General features: G+C 70.1%; 19 protein-coding genes. 7 read left to right on the top strand and 12 right to left on the bottom strand.

Annotated features, from left to right (window positions below; genetic code table 11):
• Position 1: 1 nt before the first annotated feature.
• Entirely contained in the window at positions 2 to 1,174 is a 1,173-nt protein-coding gene (locus ACBJ32_RS09800) for a cytochrome ubiquinol oxidase subunit I (protein WP_375126450.1), read from the bottom strand.
• Positions 1,175 to 1,260: 86 nt separating this feature from the next.
• On the opposite strand from ACBJ32_RS09800, the gene ACBJ32_RS09795 reads away from it, so the two are divergent.
• Positions 1,261 to 1,596: a PadR family transcriptional regulator gene (locus tag ACBJ32_RS09795; protein WP_357866539.1), complete on the top strand. Its 336-nt coding sequence runs from the start codon at positions 1,261 to 1,263 to the stop codon at positions 1,594 to 1,596.
• A gap of 24 nt (positions 1,597 to 1,620) precedes the next feature.
• Here the strand turns inward: ACBJ32_RS09795 and ACBJ32_RS09790 are convergent, their stop codons facing one another.
• Positions 1,621 to 2,295 carry a permease prefix domain 1-containing protein gene (locus ACBJ32_RS09790; RefSeq protein WP_375126449.1) on the bottom strand — a complete coding sequence of 225 codons (675 nt, stop codon included), beginning with the start codon at positions 2,293 to 2,295 and terminating at the stop codon, positions 1,621 to 1,623.
• A 100-nt stretch (positions 2,296 to 2,395) separates the two neighbouring features.
• Between ACBJ32_RS09790 and ACBJ32_RS09785 the strand changes: the two genes are divergently transcribed.
• Genes ACBJ32_RS09785 through ACBJ32_RS09775 form a run of 3 tightly spaced genes read left to right on the top strand, consistent with a single transcriptional unit; the run spans position 2,396 to position 3,514 of the window.
• Positions 2,396 to 2,749, top strand: coding sequence for a VOC family protein (locus ACBJ32_RS09785; RefSeq protein WP_375126448.1), 354 nt, complete (start codon positions 2,396 to 2,398; stop codon positions 2,747 to 2,749).
• The gene (locus ACBJ32_RS09780) at positions 2,746 to 3,090 is read left to right on the top strand and encodes a metalloregulator ArsR/SmtB family transcription factor (RefSeq protein ID WP_357866548.1); all 345 of its coding nucleotides are present in this window, start codon (positions 2,746 to 2,748) and stop codon (positions 3,088 to 3,090) included. The genes ACBJ32_RS09785 and ACBJ32_RS09780 overlap by 4 nt, the downstream gene beginning before the upstream one ends.
• A complete protein-coding gene (locus ACBJ32_RS09775) occupies positions 3,068 to 3,514 on the top strand; it encodes an SRPBCC domain-containing protein (protein ID WP_375126447.1) in 447 nt (148 codons plus the stop codon). Before ACBJ32_RS09780 ends, ACBJ32_RS09775 begins: the two co-directional genes overlap by 23 nt.
• Before the next feature lie 54 nt (positions 3,515 to 3,568).
• Here ACBJ32_RS09775 and ACBJ32_RS09770 read toward each other — a convergent pair whose 3' ends face one another.
• Entirely contained in the window at positions 3,569 to 4,873 is a 1,305-nt protein-coding gene (locus tag ACBJ32_RS09770) for a pentapeptide repeat-containing protein (protein ID WP_375126446.1), read from the bottom strand.
• Between the two features lie 272 nt (positions 4,874 to 5,145).
• Here ACBJ32_RS09770 and ACBJ32_RS09765 point away from each other — a divergent pair, with 272 nt between their 5' ends.
• The gene (locus ACBJ32_RS09765; protein WP_253746356.1) at positions 5,146 to 5,520 is read left to right on the top strand and encodes a co-chaperone YbbN; all 375 of its coding nucleotides are present in this window, start codon (positions 5,146 to 5,148) and stop codon (positions 5,518 to 5,520) included.
• Positions 5,521 to 5,630: 110 nt separating this feature from the next.
• Here the strand turns inward: ACBJ32_RS09765 and ACBJ32_RS09760 are convergent, their stop codons facing one another.
• From ACBJ32_RS09760 to ACBJ32_RS09750, 3 genes are all read right to left on the bottom strand, one after another.
• Positions 5,631 to 6,404, bottom strand: a complete 774-nt coding sequence (locus ACBJ32_RS09760; RefSeq protein WP_375126445.1) for an SAM-dependent methyltransferase — start codon at positions 6,402 to 6,404, stop codon at positions 5,631 to 5,633.
• Positions 6,405 to 6,586: 182 nt separating this feature from the next.
• On the bottom strand, positions 6,587 to 7,924 hold the full coding sequence (locus tag ACBJ32_RS09755; protein WP_357866558.1) for a class II 3-deoxy-7-phosphoheptulonate synthase: 1,338 nt from the start codon (positions 7,922 to 7,924) through the stop codon (positions 6,587 to 6,589).
• A gap of 91 nt (positions 7,925 to 8,015) precedes the next feature.
• Complete coding sequence (locus tag ACBJ32_RS09750) at positions 8,016 to 9,212, bottom strand: FAD-dependent oxidoreductase (RefSeq protein ID WP_375126444.1); 1,197 nt, start codon at positions 9,210 to 9,212, stop codon at positions 8,016 to 8,018.
• A 121-nt stretch (positions 9,213 to 9,333) separates the two neighbouring features.
• Between ACBJ32_RS09750 and ACBJ32_RS09745 the strand changes: the two genes are divergently transcribed.
• Both ACBJ32_RS09745 and ACBJ32_RS09740 read left to right on the top strand, forming a co-directional pair.
• Positions 9,334 to 10,224 carry an anti-sigma factor domain-containing protein gene (locus ACBJ32_RS09745; RefSeq protein WP_375126443.1) on the top strand — a complete coding sequence of 297 codons (891 nt, stop codon included), beginning with the start codon at positions 9,334 to 9,336 and terminating at the stop codon, positions 10,222 to 10,224.
• A gap of 47 nt (positions 10,225 to 10,271) precedes the next feature.
• Positions 10,272 to 12,494, top strand: coding sequence for a M64 family metallopeptidase (locus ACBJ32_RS09740; protein ID WP_375126442.1), 2,223 nt, complete (start codon positions 10,272 to 10,274; stop codon positions 12,492 to 12,494).
• 5 nt (positions 12,495 to 12,499) lie between these two features.
• On the opposite strand, the gene ACBJ32_RS09735 is transcribed toward ACBJ32_RS09740, so the two are convergent.
• The 6 genes from ACBJ32_RS09735 to ACBJ32_RS09710 are packed head-to-tail and all read right to left on the bottom strand — an operon-like array spanning position 12,500 to position 19,055.
• Complete coding sequence (locus ACBJ32_RS09735; protein WP_375126441.1) at positions 12,500 to 13,480, bottom strand: phosphotransferase family protein; 981 nt, start codon at positions 13,478 to 13,480, stop codon at positions 12,500 to 12,502.
• Positions 13,481 to 13,490: 10 nt separating this feature from the next.
• Positions 13,491 to 14,489, bottom strand: a complete 999-nt coding sequence (locus ACBJ32_RS09730; protein WP_357866570.1) for a LacI family DNA-binding transcriptional regulator — start codon at positions 14,487 to 14,489, stop codon at positions 13,491 to 13,493.
• Positions 14,470 to 15,879: a GH1 family beta-glucosidase gene (locus ACBJ32_RS09725; RefSeq protein ID WP_375126440.1), complete on the bottom strand. Its 1,410-nt coding sequence runs from the start codon at positions 15,877 to 15,879 to the stop codon at positions 14,470 to 14,472. The genes ACBJ32_RS09730 and ACBJ32_RS09725 overlap by 20 nt, the downstream gene beginning before the upstream one ends.
• Positions 15,876 to 16,706 carry a carbohydrate ABC transporter permease gene (locus tag ACBJ32_RS09720; protein ID WP_375126439.1) on the bottom strand — a complete coding sequence of 277 codons (831 nt, stop codon included), beginning with the start codon at positions 16,704 to 16,706 and terminating at the stop codon, positions 15,876 to 15,878. Before ACBJ32_RS09720 ends, ACBJ32_RS09725 begins: the two co-directional genes overlap by 4 nt.
• Positions 16,703 to 17,659 (bottom strand): carbohydrate ABC transporter permease, encoded by a 957-nt coding sequence (locus tag ACBJ32_RS09715; RefSeq protein ID WP_375126438.1) that lies wholly within the window; start codon positions 17,657 to 17,659, stop codon positions 16,703 to 16,705. Before ACBJ32_RS09715 ends, ACBJ32_RS09720 begins: the two co-directional genes overlap by 4 nt.
• Before the next feature lie 58 nt (positions 17,660 to 17,717).
• Positions 17,718 to 19,055 carry an extracellular solute-binding protein gene (locus ACBJ32_RS09710; protein ID WP_357866577.1) on the bottom strand — a complete coding sequence of 446 codons (1,338 nt, stop codon included), beginning with the start codon at positions 19,053 to 19,055 and terminating at the stop codon, positions 17,718 to 17,720.
• Positions 19,056 to 19,442: the final 387 nt, after the last annotated feature.

Here is a 19,442-nt window from a genome sequence, read left to right as displayed (position 1 = left end):
CTCAGTGGCTCAGCGCGGGGGTGCGCGGCTCTTCGCGGGTGGTGGCGCCGAGGTCGAGGGCGTGCGGGCCGCGCCTGATCACCCGGGCGATGAGGACGTAGTCGACGACCGCCAGCAGCCCGAGCACGGCGGTGAACCCGATGAGCGAGGTCGTCACCATCCCCGAGGTCAGGCCGGGCGACATGGCGTCGGCCACGGTGAGCCGCTCCCAGATCATCCAGGGCTGGCGGCCGATCTCCCTGGCCATCCAGCCGAGGATGGACAGGACGAACGGCAGCGGCGTCATCGCGATCAGGATCGGATGCGTCCACCGCGCCCGCGGCAGGATCCCGATCATCGGCAGCATCACGAACAGCACGAAGAGCCCCAGGAGCTGCCCGAACTCGATCATGAGTCCGAGCGGGACGGCCGCTGCGGTGTTGTGGTCGCCGAACTTGCCGTCGGGGACGCCGGCGAACTGGGCGTATCCGAAGCCCAGGGTCAGCAGGATCCCGATGACCGCCGTGACCACGCCCATCCGCAGCGACCGGCTGAAGAACTCGACCTCCTGGGCCCTGCGCCGCAGCCGGTACGCGCTCGCGCCCACCAGCACCATGCCCCCGGTGAACAGCCCGGCCCCGATCACGTGCGGGAAGGAGAAGACGAGGGACTGGTTGGTGAGCAGCGCGCCGAAGTCGGTCAGCTCCATCCGGTCGCCGCTGACGACGGCGCCGGCCGGGTTCTGCAGGAAGGAGTTGGCCACCATGATGAAGAACGCGCTCGCGTACGCCGTCAGCGTCACGAGCCAGATGCACGCCAGGTGCGCCCACCTGGGCAGCCGGTGCCAGCCGAAGATCCACAGGCCGAGGAACGTGGACTCCAGGAAGAAGGCCACCAGCGTCTCCATGGCCAGCGGCGCGCCGAACACGTCGCCCGCGTAGTGCGACAGCCCGCTCCACGCCAGGCCGAACTGGAACTCCATCACCAGCCCGGTCACGATGCCGAGCGCGTAGTTGATGACGTAGATCTGCCCCCAGAACCGCGTCATGCCCTCGTGCAGCGGCTTGCCCGACAACGCCCATCGGGTGTGCATGATCGCCACCAGTGGTGCCAGTCCCAGCGTGAGCACCACGAACAGGAAGTGCAGGCTCCCCGTCACCGCGAACTGTGTTCGCGCCAGATCCAGTACGTCCATGACCGCTCCGTTGTTGTGCCTACCTACATATAGACAGCCTACATGTAGACTGGCTACTTAGCGGAACGATGTTTAGGATCAGAGACATGAACCCGGATGCGCTGCGCGGTCACATGGACGCGCTGTTGCTCTCAGTGCTGGAGCGCGAGCCGCTGCACGGCTACGCCATCATCGAGGCGCTGCAGGAGCGCAGCGGTGGCGCGCTCAACGTGCCCACGGGCACCGTCTACCCGGCGCTGCGCAGGCTGGAGCGCATCGGCTACCTGTCGAGCGAGTGGGCGACGGTGGGCGGGCGCAAGCGGCGCACGTACCGGCTGACCGAGTCGGGCAGGAAGCAGCTCCAGGGGGAGCGGTCGGCCTGGCAGGAGTTCACCAGCGTGATCGGCAGCGTCCTGCGGTCGGAGGCGAGCGCCGTGCGGTGAGCCGCACCGGCCCCGGGAGGGGGCTCAGCGGGTGGTGCCGGAGACGGAGGTCCGCGTCATGCGCACGCAACGCGTGGCGCCGTAGATCTGGAGGCCCGACATGGCCCACGTCACCAGGTTGGCCAGTACGGCGGGCAGGCCGTGCAGGGTGTTCGGCGACTCCATGCCGAAGGTCATGAGCATCCCCAGCCCGCCCGTGATCGGCAGGGCGGCGAAGACGAGCACGCCCAGCGACCTGGTCGCCAGGCGCGGGCGGCGGATCCAGCGCGCTCCCCGGCTCAGCGCGAACAGCACGAGCCCGCCGTACAGGCCGGTGCCGAGCTGGATGAGGTCGAGCAGCCGGGAGGCGGGGGAGTACCACCACGGCTGGTTGAGCCAGGCGTCGTCGCCGGCGGGGTAGATCCGCCACAGGGCCGACCACATGGCCACGGTGATCGGCACGCTGATGAACAGCAGCACCCCCAGCCGCCGTCCCGCGACAGCGGTCAGCTCGGCCTGGTAGCCGGGCGCGACCTCGTGGATCTCGCCGAACTCCGCCACCGCCTGCCGCTCGGCCTCCGCCCGCGCCAGCCCGTCGGCCTCGAGCGCGTCGGCGGTGTCGACCAGGCTGTCGCGTGCCTCGACGACAAGGTCGCGCTTGGGGCCGTTCGGGCCGCTCAGGACGCCGTCGAGCTCGGCCACGTAGTCGTCGATGAGCATGGCTCAAGTCTACGGAGGGCGATCTAGGGGGTCCATCGGGGAGCACCCTGAGATTGCTCCGGGTTGTCATGTAGGAAAATTCCTACATATAGTGGCTGGCATGCCAATCTCCTCCATCCTCACGGTCACCGTGCCTGTCGCCGACCAGGAGCGCGCGCTCGACTTCTACACGCGCGTGCTCGGCTTCGAGGTGCGCACCGACAACCCGTTCCCGATGGGCCGCTGGCTCACCGTCGCGCCCAAGGGCGCCGGGACCACGCTGCTGCTGGCCTCCTGGTTCCCCGGCATGGCGCCGATCGGCGGCCTCGTCGTGGGCGCGCCCGACCTCGACGCGCTGGCCGCCCGGCTCCAGGAGCACGGGATCGCCTTCCAGGGCCCGAGCGAGGAGGCGTGGGGCCGCCAGCTGCTGTTCCACGACCCGTTCGGCAACGGATTCGTGGTCAGCCAGACATGACCGCCGATCACGTCTTCACCGCGCTGGCCAGCCCGGCCCGGCGCGAGCTGCTGCGCCTCCTGCTCGACGAGGGCGCCCAGCCCGCCGGGCGGCTGGCCGAGCGGTTCGACATGAGCAGGCCCAGCGTCTCGGAACACCTCAAGGTGCTCAGGGACGCGGGGCTCGTGGCCGAGACCCGCAAGGGCAGGGAGCGCCACTACCGGCTGGAGGCGGAGCCGCTCATGGAGATCCGCGACTGGCTCACCCCGTACGAGCGGTTCTGGCGCGAGCGCCTCACCGCCCTGACCACCCTTCTCGACGAAATGGAAGAAGACGACGATGGCTCACGACAAGACCGCTGAGGACCTGCGCGCGATCAGGCTCGACCAGTTCATCGCGCATCCGCCCGCGAAGGTGTGGCGGGCGCTCACCGAGCCCGAGCTCGTCGCCCGCTGGCTCATGCCGGGCGACTTCAAGCCGGAGGTGGGGCACCGGTTCACGCTCACCACCCAGCCCAAGAAGCAGGTCGGCTTCGACGGGGTCGTCCACTGCGAGGTGCTGCGGATCGAGCCGGAGAAGCTGCTGCAGATCAGCTGGAGCGACAACAAGCGGGCCGACTGGACGGTCACCTGGCGGCTGGAGCCCGAGGGGAAGGGCACGCGGCTCTTCCTCGACCACGAGGGCTTCGACCCGGGCGACGAGCTGCAGCAGCTCTCGCGGCGGATCATGGGCGGTGGCTGGCCCCGCATGTTCGGCACCATCGAGAAGATCGCCGCCGAGCTCTGACCGCCGGATCAGCGCCCAGCGCCGGTCAGACCGGCGGTGCGGGGCCGGCCCGGCTCAGGGGTGCAGGGCCGGGCCGACGGGCCCGGGGCGGTGGCCGGCGTGGGAGGCGGAGCTCCACGCGACGGCCGCCGCCATCAGGGCCATCACCAGCGCGATCCAGACCGCCGCCCGGCCCATGCGCATCCCGTACCCGCACAGCAGCCACGACACCGACAGCCACCACCCGTGACCGGCCTGCCGGCGCATCTCCATGGCGGCGAAGGCGAAGTCGGCCGAGGTGGCGCTGTCGGCGGGCCGCAGCCCGGCGTAGAGCGCCGCCAGCCGGTCGGGCGAGGCGCCCGGATCGCCCGGATCGTCGGTGCCGGAACGGCTGTGCACGGTGCGCTCGTCGGCCAGCGCCCGCCGCCGCGAGAACCACCGCAACATCGGCCACCGCATGCTCACCCGCACCCCGCGGGGCGTGAGCGCGAACGTGCACTCCTTCACCCGCACCCCGGAAGGATGGGCCAGCCCCGCGAACCGGCACGCCGACAGGTCCAGCCCCAGCAACTCCAGGCTGGTCGCCTCGACCTGCCGCAGCGACGTCAGCATGGACATGCCCCGCCCCATGACGGTGGCGGGGCCGCGCAGCACCGCGCCCTCCAGGTCGGCCTGCGAGTCCGTCAGCCGCACGGTCGTGGGGCCCGTCACCTCCACGTGCCGCAGATCCACGCCGCACCGCGCGACCGCCACGTCGAGCAGCCCGTCGGCGCGCGCCCTGGCCACCGAGAGCCGGCCGGTGGCCGACAGGTAGGCGTCCGCGGCGAAGTGCGCCGTCTCGAACCCGGCGTGCCCGCTGACCTTGCGGAACGACAGCGTACGGCCGAAGCGCGCCCCCCTGAACGCGGCCCCGTCGCCGAGCCGGGCGCCGTCGAAGGTGGCGTACCCGTCGAACCTGGCCCGCTCGCACGACAGCCCGTGGCCGAACACGGCCTGGCTGAACAGCGCGTCCCGCGACATCACGGCCCGGTCGAGCGAGACGTGCCCGCGCGCGGTGACCCCGTGGAAGGACAGCTCCCTGGCGAACCGCACGCCCGCCAGCGACACGTTCCCCTCGAAGCGGGCGCCGAAGAACGAGGCCAGCCGGTCGAAGCGGGCGCCGTCGAGCGAGACGTCCCCGGCGAACGTCACCCCTGACAGCCTGACGTCGCCGGTGAACCTGGCCCGGTCGAGCCGGGTGCGGCCGGGCCTGCGGCCGGTCGCGTCGAGAACCCTGGACAGCAGGTCGCTGGTGACGGTGGTGCCCCGCAGATCGACCAGGCGGCCGGGGGAGAGCGCGCTCAGGGCCGCGCCGAGTTGTTCGGGATCGAGGTGAGCCATGCACAAGCCGGACGGCCGGCTAGCGACTCCGGTGCAAGCAGCCGAATACGCGCAGGTGACCCAGTCCATGCATGGGTGATACCCGTCGCGGCCGGGGTCAAGGTTCGCTGATTTTTTTGTCTCCCCACGTTTGTGCGGAAATATGCGGTCTGAATTGGGCCGTCCGCTTGTCTCCCGTACCTGGCCACACCGTGCGCCGGAGCATGGAATGCTGGTGGTGGGTACGTGGTTGAGACGGATGCACTACTACTGACACGAGCGAGGAGCCACTTGTGGCGACCATCGAAGTAACCGAGAAGAACTTCAACGACATCGCCGACAAGGGGATCGTGCTGCTCGACTTCTGGGCCGAGTGGTGCCCGCCGTGCAAGAAGTTCGGGCCGATCTTCGAGCAGGCGTCGGACAAGCACGACGACATCACCTTCGGCAAGATCGACACGGATGCCGAGCAGGGGCTGGCGCAGGGGTTCGACATCACCTCGATCCCCACGTTGATGGCCATCCGCGACGGCATCGTGGTCTTCGCCCAGGCCGGCGCCATCCCGGCGCCCGCGCTCGAGGACCTGATCAGTCAGGTCCGGGCGCTCGACATGGACGCCATCAGGGCCGAGCTCAGCGAGGAGCTGAAGAAGGCCCAGCAGAACTGACCGTCATGCGAGCAAGCCCCGCCCTCGCGGCGGGGCTTTCGCGTTTCTCCGGCGTTCCCCGGCGTCCCTCAGCGGTTCCCCGGCGTCCCTCAGCGGTTCCCCGGCGTCCCTCAGCGGGCGGGCTTGCGGCCGACGCCGACGTAGCCGAAGTTGATGCCGTTGCCCGGCGCGGACGGGTCGTCGGGACGCCAGCCGTTCGGGAACGTCAGCCCCGGCTCGGCCAGCTCGTACCCCTCGAAGAAGCGCAGGATCTCCTCGCGGGTGCGCAGGTTCAGCGAGGCCGTGGCCTTCTTGTAGATCTCCAGGGCCTGCGGGGTGACGTCGGGCGTGGGGTCCACGGCGTGGCTGATCACCAGGTGACTGCCGGGCGCGCTCGCCTTGCGCAGCTTGGCCACCACGTCGTAGGCGACCTTGTCGGGGATGAAGTGCAGGATCGCCAGCGCCAGGAACGCCACCGGCTGCTCGAAGTCCACCAGGCCGCTCAGCTTGTCGAGCAGCACGTCCGGCTCGCGCACGTCGGCCTGCAGGAAGTCGACGTTGTCCTTCCTGGCCAGCAGTGCCCTGCCGTGCACGCACACCACGGAGTCGTAGTCGACGTAGACGACGCGGGCCTCGGGGGCGATCTCGTGCGTGTTGCCCTGGGTCGGCAGGCCGGCGCCGAGGTCGACGATCTGGCGCACGCCCTGGTCCACGACGTACCCCACGGCGCGGCGCAGGAAGGCACGGTTGGCGCGGGCGCCTACCTTGGTGTCCGGGAAGTTCTTGAGGATCTGCTCCGCCGCCGCCCGGTCCGCGGCGAAGTTGTCCTTACCGTCGAGGTAGTAGTCGTACATACGCGCGACGTTGGGGACGTTGGGGTCGACCCCCTCCGGAGCACTATCCACATCTTCTCCCGAAAAATGGGCTCTTTTCGGGGTGATCATAGCTGTGCAACTAGCGCGAATACCGGGAATTCGGTTCACCTGCGAAATGAGAGGTAAATCACTCGAACGGGCTGTAATGACACCGACGCGGGCCGGAGTTCCCCCGGCCCGCGTCGGACGCGATCAGCATCGGCCCCGCGTGGTCAGCCGCGGTAGAGCTCCGCCACCCGGAAGGCCAGGTCGAGCGACTGGCCGCGGTTGAGGCGGGGGTCGCAGGCCGTCTCGTAGCGCGTGGCCAGGTCGGTCTCGCCGATCTCGAACCCGCCGCCCACGCACTCCGTCACGTCGTCGCCGGTGAACTCGATGTGGATGCCGCCCGGGTGCGTGCCCAGCGACCGGTGCACCTCGAAGAAGCCGGCCACCTCGTCGAGCACGTCGTCGAGCCGGCGCGTCTTGTGCCCGCTCGGCGCCTCGAACGTGTTGCCGTGCATCGGGTCGCAGATCCAGGCCACCTTGGCCCCGGTCGCCGTGACCTCCTTGACCAGCGCGGGCAGGTGCTCGCGGATCTTGGAGGCGCCCATGCGGGTGATGAACGTGAGCCGCCCCGCCTCGTTGGCCGGGTTGAGCTTGTCGATCAGCGCCAGCGCCTCGTCGGGCGAGGTCGTCGGGCCGAGCTTGACGCCGATCGGGTTGCGGATCTTCGAGAAGAAGTCGACGTGCGCGCCGTCGAGCTGGCGGGTGCGCTCGCCGATCCAGACCATGTGCGCCGACACGTCGTACGGCAGCCCCGTACGCGAGTCGATGCGCGTGAGCGCCCGGTCGTAGTCGAGGATGAGCGCCTCGTGCGAGGAGTAGAACTCGACCGTGTGGAACTCCTCGGGGTCGGCCCCGCACGCCCGCATGAACGCCAACGCCTGGTCGATCTCCCTGGCCAGCTGCTCGTAGCGGCGCCCGGCGGGCGACTCGGCCACGAAGTCCTGGTTCCACGCGTGCACCTGCCGCAGGTCGGCGTAGCCGCCCTTGGTGAAGGCACGCGCCAGGTTGAGCGTCACGGCGGAGGAGTGGTACGCCTTGAGCAGCCGCCACGGGTCGGGCGTGCGCGCCTCTTCGGTGAAGTCGAAGCCGTTGACCATGTCACCCCGATAGGCGGGCAGCTCGACGCCGCCCCGCGTCTCGGTGCCCTTGGAGCGCGGCTTGGCGAACTGCCCGGCCACCCGGCCGATCTTCACCACCGGCACCCGGCCCGCGTACGTCAGCACGATGGCCATCTGGAGCAACGTCTTCAACTTTTGACGCACGTTGTCGGCCGTCGCGCCGGCGAAGGTCTCGGCGCAGTCACCGCCCTGCAGGACGAACGCCTCGCCGCGGGCGACCGCGGCCATCTGCTCCTTGAGCTGGTCGCACTCGCCTGCGAAGACCAGGGGGGGCAGGCCGCCGAGCTCGGCGACAACCTTGTCGAGCTCGCCGCGGTCCGGCCAGTCGGGCTGCTGCGCCGCGGGGAGGGCTCGCCAGGAATCGAGATCCACTAGATTGCTGCTCACGAGATACGAGGGTATTCCACTGGCTCGGCACCACCGACCCCCTTGTCCACGTTGTGAGAATGCGGTTATACGCAGACGAATCCAGGGGGAGTCAAGGTTCCTTTACGGTCACGTGCTCGGGGCGTACGCCGTGGCCGATGAAACGCGGCGCCACCCGGTTGAGCACCGGGATCCTCGTCAGGTCGCGCGGCAACCTCGACGGGTCGAGCCGCCGCGTCAGCGCTGGGCTGATCAACCGGTTCTGCACCAGCCGCTGGGCGGCCTGCGTGACCACGGTCGGCGGCATGCGCCTGCGCTGCAGCCGGCGCAGCGCCGTCTCGGGGATCGGCGCGCCCGACCTGAGCGGTCCTGCCAGCAGGTTCGCGGTGGCCACGGCGTCCTGCACGGCCAGGTTGATGCCCACGCCGAAGACCGGTGACATGGCGTGCGCGGCGTCCCCGATGCACAGGAAGCCGGGCCGGTACCAGCGGCGCAGCCGGTCGATCGCGACCGTGAGCACGCTGACGTCGTCGTACGATTCGAGCTGCCCGAGCCGGCCCGCCAGCCACGGCAGCAGCCGGGCCACCGGGCGGCGCAGCGCGTCGATGCCCTGCCCGGCCATCTCGTCGTAGCCGCCCTTGAGGATGAGGTAGGCGAGCTGCCAGTAGGTCTCCCGGTTGATGGCGACCATCATGTGCCCCGGCGAGATCCGCAGGAACGTGTCGTCACGGTCGCCCGGCTCGCGGGGGAGCCTGAACCACACCACGTCCATCGGCGCGCCCACGTCCTCCGGCACGAGGCCGGCCCGCTCGCGCAGCACCGAGTGCCGCCCGTCGGCGGCGACCGTCAGGCCGGCCCTGATCTCGTGCTCGCCGGAGGCGTCCCGGTAGCGCAGGCCGCGCACGGCCCCGCCCTCGCGGATCAGGTCGTACGCCTCGGCGTTCATCAGCAGCCGGAACCCGGGGTATCGCCCCGCGGCCGACGTGATGAGATCGAGGAAGTCCCACTGCGGCACGAACGCGATGTACCGGTAGCGGCCGGGCAGCCGGCGCAGGGTCGCGATCCGCACGTCGCCCCGGTCGGTGACCATGGTGAGGTCGTACGCCTTGCGGTGCGGCAGCTCCAGGAACTCCCGCGCCAGCCCCAGCTCGTCGAGCACCTGCAGCGTCGAGGGGTGGATCGTGTCACCCCGGAAGTCCCGCAGGAAGTCACCGTGCTTCTCCAGCAGCGTCACCTCGACGCCCGACCTGGCCAGCAGCAGGGCGAGCATCGCTCCGGCGGGCCCGCCGCCCGCTATCACGCATCCCATAATTCATCACCTAATGAGATTGTGTCATCTCTTCCGAAATGAGCAAGGCCCACGGCCATCCGGCGTGCCCGAGCCACCGAAGTACATGCAGTGAGCCGCCTCTCACACACAGGGAGTGGACATGAAGGACGACCTCCACACCCTCTCTGGCGCCTACGCCGTGCACGCACTGCCGTACGCCGAGTGGGTGCTGTTCGACAAGCACCTGCATGCGTGCGGCACGTGCGCGGACGAGGTGCGGCACCTGCGGGAGACGGCCGCGAGGCTGGCGGAGACGGTGGCCGAGCGGCCGCCCGCCGGGCTGCGGCGGCGCCTGCTCGACGCCGCCTCCCGGTCACGGGGCTTGGCGGACCCGCGCGGGCAGGTGCGCGACGACAGCCCGACCGTCTGGAGACCCCCTCCGGCGCGCCCGCCCGCTGCTGTGCCTCCCGTTGCAGGGCCCCCCGACGCTCCCACGCTCGGGTTGCCGCCGAGGGAGCGGCCCTACCGGAGGGAAACGGCGATCCCCGAGACGGCCGGCGGCGGGCAGGTGGTGCCGATGCGGCGCCGGCGTTCCAGGGTGGCGGCGGTGCTGGCCGCGGTCTGCGCCGCGGCGGCCGTCGTGTCCGGCGTGGTCGCCTTCGACGCCCGCCGCGACCTGGGCGAGCTGAGCACCAGGAACGAGGAGATGGCCGCGGTGCTGGCCGCGCCCGACGCCAGGACCATGCGCCGGCCCGTCACCACCGGCGGCACCGCCACCGTCGTGATCTCGCGCGACCTGGGCCGCATGGTGTTCACCTCGTCGGGCCTGGCCGACCTGCCCGACACCAAGGGGTACGAGCTGTGGCTCATGGGCCCGGACGGGCCGCGCCCGGCCGGCCTGCTCGACCGGCGGCAGGACGGCGTGAGCCACCTCATGATGCTGACCCCGCTGGACCGCGACGGGCGTGTCGCGCTCACGGTCGAGCCCGCCGGCGGCTCCGAGCGGCCCACCACGCAGCCCATCATGCTGGCCGAGCTGCCCGAGGCGTGATCGAACGGGGATGGACGAGCGGCCCCGGCGGCCCGATAGTTTCGATCATGCGTATCTTCGCCGCCCTGACACTGGCCGCCGCCCTGTTATGCGTGTCCCCAGCGGCACCCGCCTCCGCCGCCGAACCCGGCTCGGCCACGGTCGTGCCCGTTCAGGTGACGGGCGCCCCGGCCAAGAGATTCAACCTGATCATCCTCGGTGACGGCTACACCGAGGCCGAGCAGGCGAAATTCCGTGCCGACGCCGACCGGCACCTGAACGTGATGTGGTCGATCGAGCCGTTCAAGTCCTACCGGAACTACCTCAACGTCTACCGCGTCGACATCGTCTCCGGGGAGTCGGGCATCAGCTGCGACCCCGGGCTCGACGCGCCGCGCCGTTCGACGCCGCTCAGCATGGGCTTCTGGGGCCGCTGCAACCCCGCCAGCGTCCAGCGCCTGATCACCATGGACAACGCCGCCGCCACCCGCTACGCCGACCTGGTCACCGGCACCACCTCCGGCAACCGGCAGATCCTCGCCCTGGGCAACAGCGGCACGTACGGCGGCGCCGGCGGCTCGTACGCCACCGCCTCCGGCAGCAACAGCATGTCCGCCCTGATCAGCCCGCACGAGCTGGGCCACTCCCTGGGCGGCCTGCAGGACGAGTACGACTACTACCAGCGTGGCGTGCCCGGCGGCGCGTACACCGGCCCAGAGCCGTCCAGCGCCCACCACACGCTGCTGACCGAGCAGGAGATGCTCGACCAGCGCAGGAAGTGGTGGCGCTGGCTGGGCGAGCCCAGCGAGTCCGGCGGACCGATCGGCCGCTACGAGGGCGGCCTGTACTACACGGCCGGCGTGTGGCGGCCCAGCGCCCACTCCATGATGAAGACCCTCGGCTACTACTTCGACCAGGTCAGCCGCGAGGTCATGACGCAGCGCATCACCGCCAAGACCATGCTCATCCAGGACGCCACGCCCGCCGGCGCGCCGGTCGGCGCCGACCGCGTGCTCTGGGTCGAGCCGATGCGCCCCGTCAGCCACTCCCTGGTGACCACCTGGGCCGTGGACGGCAAGGACCTGCCCGGCGACCGCGACTCCCTCGACCTGCGCACCCTCGGCCTCGCCCCGGGCACGCACACCGTCACCGCGACCGTCTCGGACCCGACCGAGTTCGTCCGGGACCCGGCCATCAGGACCGCCATGACCAGGACCCGCACCTGGACCGTGGACACGGCGATCACCACCTCGCCGGACGGCCTGGAGCCCGCGTTCGTCTCCTCCACCCCCACCGACCGGCCGCTCGGCCGCGAGGACGTCGTGTACGTCGAGACCACCCACCCCGCGGCCGCCGTCCCCGAGGTCACCTGGACCCTGAACGGCCGCACCTACCAGGGGACCGACCTGGACCTGGGGAAGCTGGACGCGAAGCCGGGCACGCTCACCGCGACCCTCGGCGGCAGGACCCTCACCTGGACGATCGACGCCACCGGGCCGCGCACGGCGTACGAGCTGTCGCGGCCGCTGGCCCGGTCCGGCGACACCTACGTCTACAACGGCCCCTTCACCATGCGGCTCACCGGCACCGACGACCGCGACGGCTACGTGGTCTCGGAGTCGCGGGTGGACGGCGACGGCTGGTTCAACTACTTCGGCTGGCCCACCTCGTCGGAGCTGCCCTGGACGTTCTCCGAGCAGGGCACGGTGATCGACTCCCTCGTGTACGGCAAGCTGCCGCGCGGCAGGCACGTCGTCGAGTACCGCTCGATCGACGCCGCGGGCAACTACGGCAGGGCGAAGAGCTTCACCGTCACCACCATCGCCCCGCCACCCGCCTGCACCAGGACCGTCACGGGCGCCCACCGCGGCCCGCTCACCGTAACCGGCGGCGTCACCTGCCTCGACGGTGCCCAGGTCACGGGGGCCGTCACGGTCAGGCCCGGCGCGTCGCTGGTCGTCACGGGCGGCCGGATCACCGGCGCGCTCAGCGCCGCCAGGGCCGCCGAGGTGCACCTCCTCGGCGCCCGCGTGGACGGCGCGCTCGCCGTCAGCGGCGCGGCCAACGCCACGATCGTGGGCGCCGACCTGCGCGGCGCCGCGCTGCTCAGCGGCAACACGGCGCCGATCCTGTCGGGCAGCACGATCAGGGGCGCGCTCGCCTGCCCCGGGAACACGCCCGCCGACCTCGGCGTGCCGAACACGGTCAAGGGCGGCAGCCGGTGCGGCGGCCTGACCGGCGGACGGCCGTCAGACCGCGCGTACGAGGCGGTCCAGCACACCGGCCGCTGACACCGTCAGGACGCGCGTGCGAGGCGGTCCAGCACGCCGCTCAGTGAGGCCGTCGCGAGATCGCGGACCCTGGCGTACTCGTCCGCCGGGTACTGCCGGGGTCCGTTCTCGATCAGCAGGATCAGGTACAGGTAGGCGCGGTAGAGGTCGAGCCTGGTGTGCGCCGCCGGGGTCAGCTCCAGCGGGGTCACCTCGCGGTAGCCCGCCAGCAGCGGGTCGTCCTCCGCCAGCTCACCGAAGATCGTCGGCGTGACGAACTCGGCCAGCGGGTCGCCCCAGAAGGCCCGCTCGTGGTCGATGATCGCCTGGATCCTGGGTGTCCCGCTCAGGTCGAGGAAGACGTTGCCCGCCCACACGTCGAAGTGCACCAGCCGCGGCGTGGTCACCTCGTCCAGCGCCGGCGCCGCGGCCTCGAACACCGCCATGACCTCCCCGGCGGGCAGCGGCAGCGGCGTCGGGTACCGCTCGGTGTCGCCGAGCAGCGCCGCCGTCATGGCCAGGAACGCCTCGCGCCACGTGGCACCCGTGATCCCGGCGTGCGGGTAGCCGAATACCTCGCCCGTCACCGCGTTGAACCTGGCCAGATGCCCGCCCAGCTCCCTGCGCAGCTCCGCATGGTTGTCGGGCTTGACGTCGTTCCACGACACGCCGTCGAGCGCGGCCAGCAGCAGGTAGTCGCCGCCGAGCACCGGGTCGTCGTAGCCCGCCCGCAGCAGCCCCGCCACGGGCACGCCCGCCGCGCCGGCCAGGCCGATCGCGGCGGCCTCCATGCGCAGCAGGTTGCGCTCGTAGCTGAGCTGCTCCAGCTCGGGCGGGGGAGACAGCTTGAGCACCGCCTCGCGCCCGTCGTCCAGCTTCAGCCGCCAGACGGCGTTGGCGTAGCCGTCGGTCAGCTCGGTCGCGGCCGTGACGTCCGCGCCCACCGCGCGGCGCACCAGCGCGCCGAGCTCAGCGTCGGATAACCGGCGCTTCGTCCTGCTGTCCACGTCACCCCTCTCAGGCGGATTCCCTGCGCACCAGATGCGTGTCGAGGATCACGACAGGCTGGCGCAGCTCCTCGCCGTTGATCCTGGCCACCAGCAACTGTGCCATCTGCCGGCCCATGGCCTCGGTCGGCTGGTGCACGGTGGTCAGCGGCGGATCGGCGTGCAGCGCCGCCTTGGAGTCGTCGAACCCGATCACCGCCACGTCGCGGGGGACGGACCGGCCCTCGGCCTTGAGCACGCGCATCGCGCCCAGGGCCATCGGGTCGGAGGCGGCGAACACGGCGTCGAGGTCGGGGTGCGTGCGCAGCAGCTCCTGCATCGCCGTCGCGCCGCTGTGCTCGGAGAAGTCGCCGTAGGCGACCAGCTCCGGCAGGCCCGACGGCAGCAGCGCGTCGCGGTAGCCCGAAAGACGGTCGACGCCCACCCCCATGTCCTGGGACCCGGCGATCGTGGCGATCGCCCTGCGGCCGAGGCCCAGCAGGTGCTTGACCGCCTGCCGGGCGCCCGCCCTGTTGTCCATGTCCACGTAGCTGTAGGGGTCGAGGCCGACGGGGCGGCCGCCCAGCACGGTCGGCACGCCCATCGCCTCCAGCCTGCCCGGCAGCGGGTCGGCGCCGTGCAGCGACAGCAGCAGCACGCCGTCGACGTGCTGGCCCGTCAGGTAGTGCTCGAGCCGCGCGTGCTCCTCCGGGGTGCGCGCCATCGCCAGGATGAGCTGCAACCCGGTCTCGGCCAGCGCCGAGCCGATGCCGCGGATCGTGCCCGCGAAGTACGGCTCGTCGAAGACCCGGAACTGGGACTCGGACACCACCAGGGCCACCGTGTCCGTGCGGCGCGTGACCAGTGCCCGCGCCGCACGGTTGGGCACGTAGCCCAGCTCGCGGATGGCCAGCTCGACGGCCTCGCGGGCCTTCGCGCTGACGTTCGGCGAGCCATTGATGACTCTAGACACCGTGCCCCGGCCTACCCCGGCCCGAGCCGCGACTGCCTCAAGAGTCGGTCGGTTCATGGCGCCTATTCTGCCGGATGATCTCCGCGTACCAGAGCGCGCTGTCCTTGACCAGCCGTTCCTGCGTCTCGAAGTCCACCCGGACCAGGCCGAACCGCTTGCCGTAGCCCCACGCCCACTCGAAGTTGTCCATCAGCGACCAGGCGAAATACCCCTCCAGGGGCACGCCCGCGTCGATGGCCTGCTTGCAGGCGCCCAGGTGGGCCTCCACGTACGCCAGCCGCTCCCGGTCGTGGATGCGGCCGTCGTCCAGCACGTCCTCGAAGGCCGCGCCGTTCTCCGAGACGACCATCGGGATCGGCGGGTAGTCCCGCGCCACCCTGGTGAGGATCTCCACCAGGCCGCCCTCGTCGATCTCCCAGCCCATCGCGGTGACCGGCCGGCCGCCGTTGACGAACGACACGTGCTCGCTGCCGACCCACGGGGAACCCGAGTCCGTGGGGGCCGCCGCCGCCGACTGCGCGCCTCCCGGTGCTCCCGAGACCGTGAAGCGGCTGTAGTAGTTGACGAGCAGCACGTCGATGGGCGCGTTGATGGTCTTCATGTCGCCGGGCTCGATGAAGTCCTTGTCGAACGGCAGGTCCGCCAGCACGTCCTCCGGGTAGCGGCCCAGCAGCAGGGCGTCCAGGAAGAAGCGGTTCTGCAGGCCGTCGATGCGGCGGGCCGCGTCGAGGTCGCGCTCGCTGTCGGTCTCCGGGGTGATGGCGTACAGGTTCACGCAGCCGCCGACCCTGCGCGCGTCCATCGCCTGAACAGCCAGCCCGTGAGCCAGGTTGAGGTGGTGCGCGCCCCTGATCGCGTTCTCCGGCTCGCGCCTGCCCGGGGCGTGCTCGCCCGAGGCGTAGCCGAGGAACGCGGCGCACCATGGCTCGTTGACCGTGCTGAAGGTGTGGACGTAGTCCTTGAGCGCGTCGTGCACGGCCGCCGCGTACTCCGCGAAGCGGTAGGCCGTGTCACGGTTGGGCCAGCCGCCCTTGTCCTCCAGCTCCTGGGGCAGGTCCCAGTGGTAGAGGGTCAGCCACGGGTCGATGGCGTGCTGGCGCAGCTCGTCGCAGAGCCGCTTGTAGAAGTCCAGGCCCTTGTGGTTGACGGCGCCGGAACCGGACGGCTGGATGCGGGGCCAGGAGACGGAGAACCGGTAGGCCGACAGGCCCAGGTCCGCCATGATGGCGACGTCATCCCGGTAGCGGTGGTAGTGGTCGATGGCCACGTCCGCGTTGTGCCCGTTGAGCACCCGGCCCGGCGTCTTGGTGAAGGTGTCCCAGATCGACACGCCGCGCCCGTCCTCGGCGACGGCACCCTCGATCTGGTACGCCGACGTCGCGGCCCCCCACGCGAAACCCGCGGGGAAGCGCAGCTCGGCACGCGTCTGTTCTTCTTGAGTCGTCACGCCTTGACCGCACCTTCCATGAGTCCGCCGACGATCTGACGGCCGAAGAGGACGAAAACCAGCACGAGCGGGATGATGGACAGCGCCGTGCCCGCGAAGATCAGCGAGTACTCCGTGGAGAACCTCGCGTTGAGCCCGTTGATCGCGATCTGAACGGTCGGGTTTTCCTGGTTGAGCACGATCAGCGGCCACATGTAGTCGTTCCACATGAGCATGAACGTGTTGATGCCGAGCACGGCCATGCCGGGCCGCACGGCCGGCAGCACGACGTTCCACCAGATGCGCAGCGTGGCGGCGCCGTCCACCCGGGCGGCCTCGACCAGTTCCATCGGCACGGACTGCCGGGTGTACTGCGTCATGAGGAACACGCCGAACCCGTTGAGCAGGTACGGCAGGATGACCGCCTTGAGGGTGTTGGTCCACTCCAGGCTCACCATGAGCCGGTAGAGCGGCACCACGCCCATCTGCTGCAGCGGCACCGCCATCGTCAGCAGCACGAGCAGCAGCAGCGCGTTGCGGCCCCTGAAGTTCAGGTTCGCGAAGGCGAAGCCGGCCAGCGTCGAGATGAGGATGACGGAGACGGTGACGACGCTCGCCACGATGAACGAGTTCGTCAGGCCCAGCAGGAACTGCGCCTCCGGATGGGTGAGAACCCGCACGATGTTGTCGCCCAGGTTCCCGCCGGGCAGGAACTTCGGCGGCGAGGCCACCGCGTCCGCGTTCGTCCGCGAGGCGATGACCAGCATCCAGTACAGCGGGAACGCCGAGACGAAGATGGCCAGCCCCAGCAGCACCCTGGTCAGGACGGTCGGTTTCCAGACGGTCATCGCGTGCCCCCGATCCTGCGCACGAACAGGAAGTTGATCGCTGCTCCGACGAGGATCAGCAGGAACAGCAGCCAGGCGGCCGCGGAGGCGTAGCCGTAGTCGAACTCCCGGAAGGCCTCCTTGTAGACGAACATGGCCACCGTCTGGAACTGGCCCTGGGAGCCGCCGTCGGGGTTGCCGTTGTAGAACGTCATCGGCTCCGAGAACAGCGTCAGGCCGCCGATCGTGGAGTTGAGCACCACGAAGATCATGGTCGGCCGCAGCATCGGCAGCGTGATCTGCCAGAACTGCCTGCGCCGCGAGGCGCCGTCGATCGAGGCAGCCTCGTACAGGTCGCGCGGGATCGTCTGCATGCCGGCCAGGAAGATGATCGCGTTGTAGCCGGTCCAGCGCCAGTCGACCATGGTGGCGATCGCGATCCACGACGGGACGCGCTCGGCCCGCCAGTTCGTGCTGTCGACGCCGAACAGGCCGAGGAGGTAGTTGACCAGGCCCCAGTCGCGGGCGAACAGCTGCGTGAACACCACCGCGACCGCGACCACCGAGGTGACGAGCGGAAGCAGCACGCTCATCCGGATCGGCAGGCGGAACTTCATGTGCTTGTTCAGCGCGTTGGCCAGGAACAGGGCCAGGAACATCTGGGGGACGGTGGCGATGAGGAACATGGCCACCGTGTTCACCGTGGCGCGCCAGAAGTCGTCGTCACCCAGGAGCGCGGTGTAGTTGCCCAGCCCGGCCCACTCCGTGGTCCCGGTCAGGTCGTAGTCGTAGAGCGAGTAGTAGAGCGTGAAGGCCAGCGGGAAGAGCCCGAAGGCGGCGAACAGGATGAAGTAGGGAGACACCAGGGCGTACGGCATCGCTTTGACGTCCAGTCGGGAACGCCAGCGGCGGCCGGGCGGGCGTTCACGGCGATGGGTGTTCCGTGACGCCCGCGGAAGGGTGTCGAGGCTCATAACAGACCTTTCGGCGGCAACATGCCCGGCCCGCGACTGGCGGGCCGGGCGGGGATGATCAGCCCGCGGCCTTCACCGCGTCGTCGACCAGCTGCTGCCAGGCCTTGTCGTGAGAGACGGAGCCGTCGTCCATGCCCTGGATGACCGACTCGATGGCGTTCTTGACCTGGGCGTGCTTCACGCCGAGGAAGACCGGCTGGAGGCTCGCCGCGGACTTGGCGAAGATCTCACCGATGGGGGCGTCGTTGAAGAACTTGTTCGTCGCGCCCTGGACGGCGGGGTCCTGCTGCGCCTTCGTGTTGCTCGGCATGTTGCCGAAGTCGGTGAAGACGGTCGCCTGCGTCTGCGCCTGCGTCAGGTAGTCGGCCACCATGGCCGCTTCCTTGGGGTGCTTGCTCTGCTTCGGCACGGCCAGCCAGGAGCCGCCCCAGTTGCCGCCGCCACCGGGCACCGAGGCCACGTCCCACTGGCCCTTGGCGTCGTCGCCGGCGTTGCCGCTGACCACGCCGAGCATCCAGGACGGGCAGCCGAGCGTGGCGAACGAGCCCTTCTGGGTGCCCGTCGCCCACTCGTCGGTGAAGTTGCGCAGCTTGGCGGTCAGGCCCTGCTGGGTCATCTTCTGGGCGAAGTCGAAGGCCGTCTTCACCGCCGGGTTCTTGTCGACGATGAGGTTGTTGCTCGTGTCGAAGTAGCTGACGTTGCCGTTCTTGGCCGCCTCCTGGTAGAGGACGACCTGGTACAGCGTGTTGGTGCCGTCAGCCCACTTGGTGTCCTTGACCTTGCCCTGGAACTTCTTGCCGACGGTCATGAACTCGTCCCAGGTCGGCCACAGGGCGCTGACCTCGTCGCGGTTCGTCGGCAGGCCGGCCTTCTCGAACAGGTCCTTGCGGTAGCAGATGCTCATGCCGCCGATGTCGGTGCCCAGGCCGAACAGCTTGCCGTCGGCTGCGACACCGTTCTCCCACTTCCACGCGGGGAAGTCGGCCTTGCGCGACTCCAGGCCGTACTCCTTCAGGTCGGCCCACCACTCGGAGCGCGCCTTGGCCAGGCCCATGCCGCCCTCATCGATGCCGACCACATCGCCCGCACCGGAGCCAGAGGTCAGCCACTGGATCATCTGCGGCCAGTACTGCTGCTCGAACTGGTCGGTGAGGTTCTCGTGCTTGATCTGGATGTCCTTGTGCTCGGCGTTCCACTTGGCGATGGCGTTCTTGTAGCCGAAGTTCTCGCCGCCGCCGAACGTCTGGACCCTGATCGTGACGGGCTCAGCCGCCGCCGATGACGCTGGAGCGCTGGACTCCGAAGTGCCGCCGGAACCACAGGACGCGACGGTCAGCGCCACCGCGGCCAAGGCCGAAGCCGCGGCGATGCCGCCGCGACGCTTGCTGATCATCATGGTGGACCCCTTCTCGGGTGAATGTTGGGGGAGTGCACCGCGGCACGCGCTCCGCCGCGGTGGGAGTCTTTGGGAGCGCTCCCACAAAGGGTGCACTCAGCGGGTGAGCACGTCAATCCCGCGAAACGTAACCGTTACCAATGGTGCAGTTTGGACTACTGAAACTGGCTTTATAGGGATAAACACCCCAAAGAGCCGATTGGGAGCGCTCCCACCTCAAGAGGCACCTTTCGTGTCACATCAAGGGCATGTCACCCGCACCGCCGCCCCTTTCCCCCGGTCACGAGGGCCGGTCACCGGTCGCGGCGGCGCGCGGATGGCCGTACCGTAGGCGCGGTGGACGTGTTCATCTCCTTCGGCGACACCCGGGCGCCCATGGCCTGAGGC

This window comes from Nonomuraea sp. GTA35 (assembly GCF_041950525.1).
Classification (GTDB): Bacteria; Actinomycetota; Actinomycetes; order Streptosporangiales; family Streptosporangiaceae; genus Nonomuraea.
This window is presented reverse-complemented; position numbering and strand designations above follow the sequence as displayed.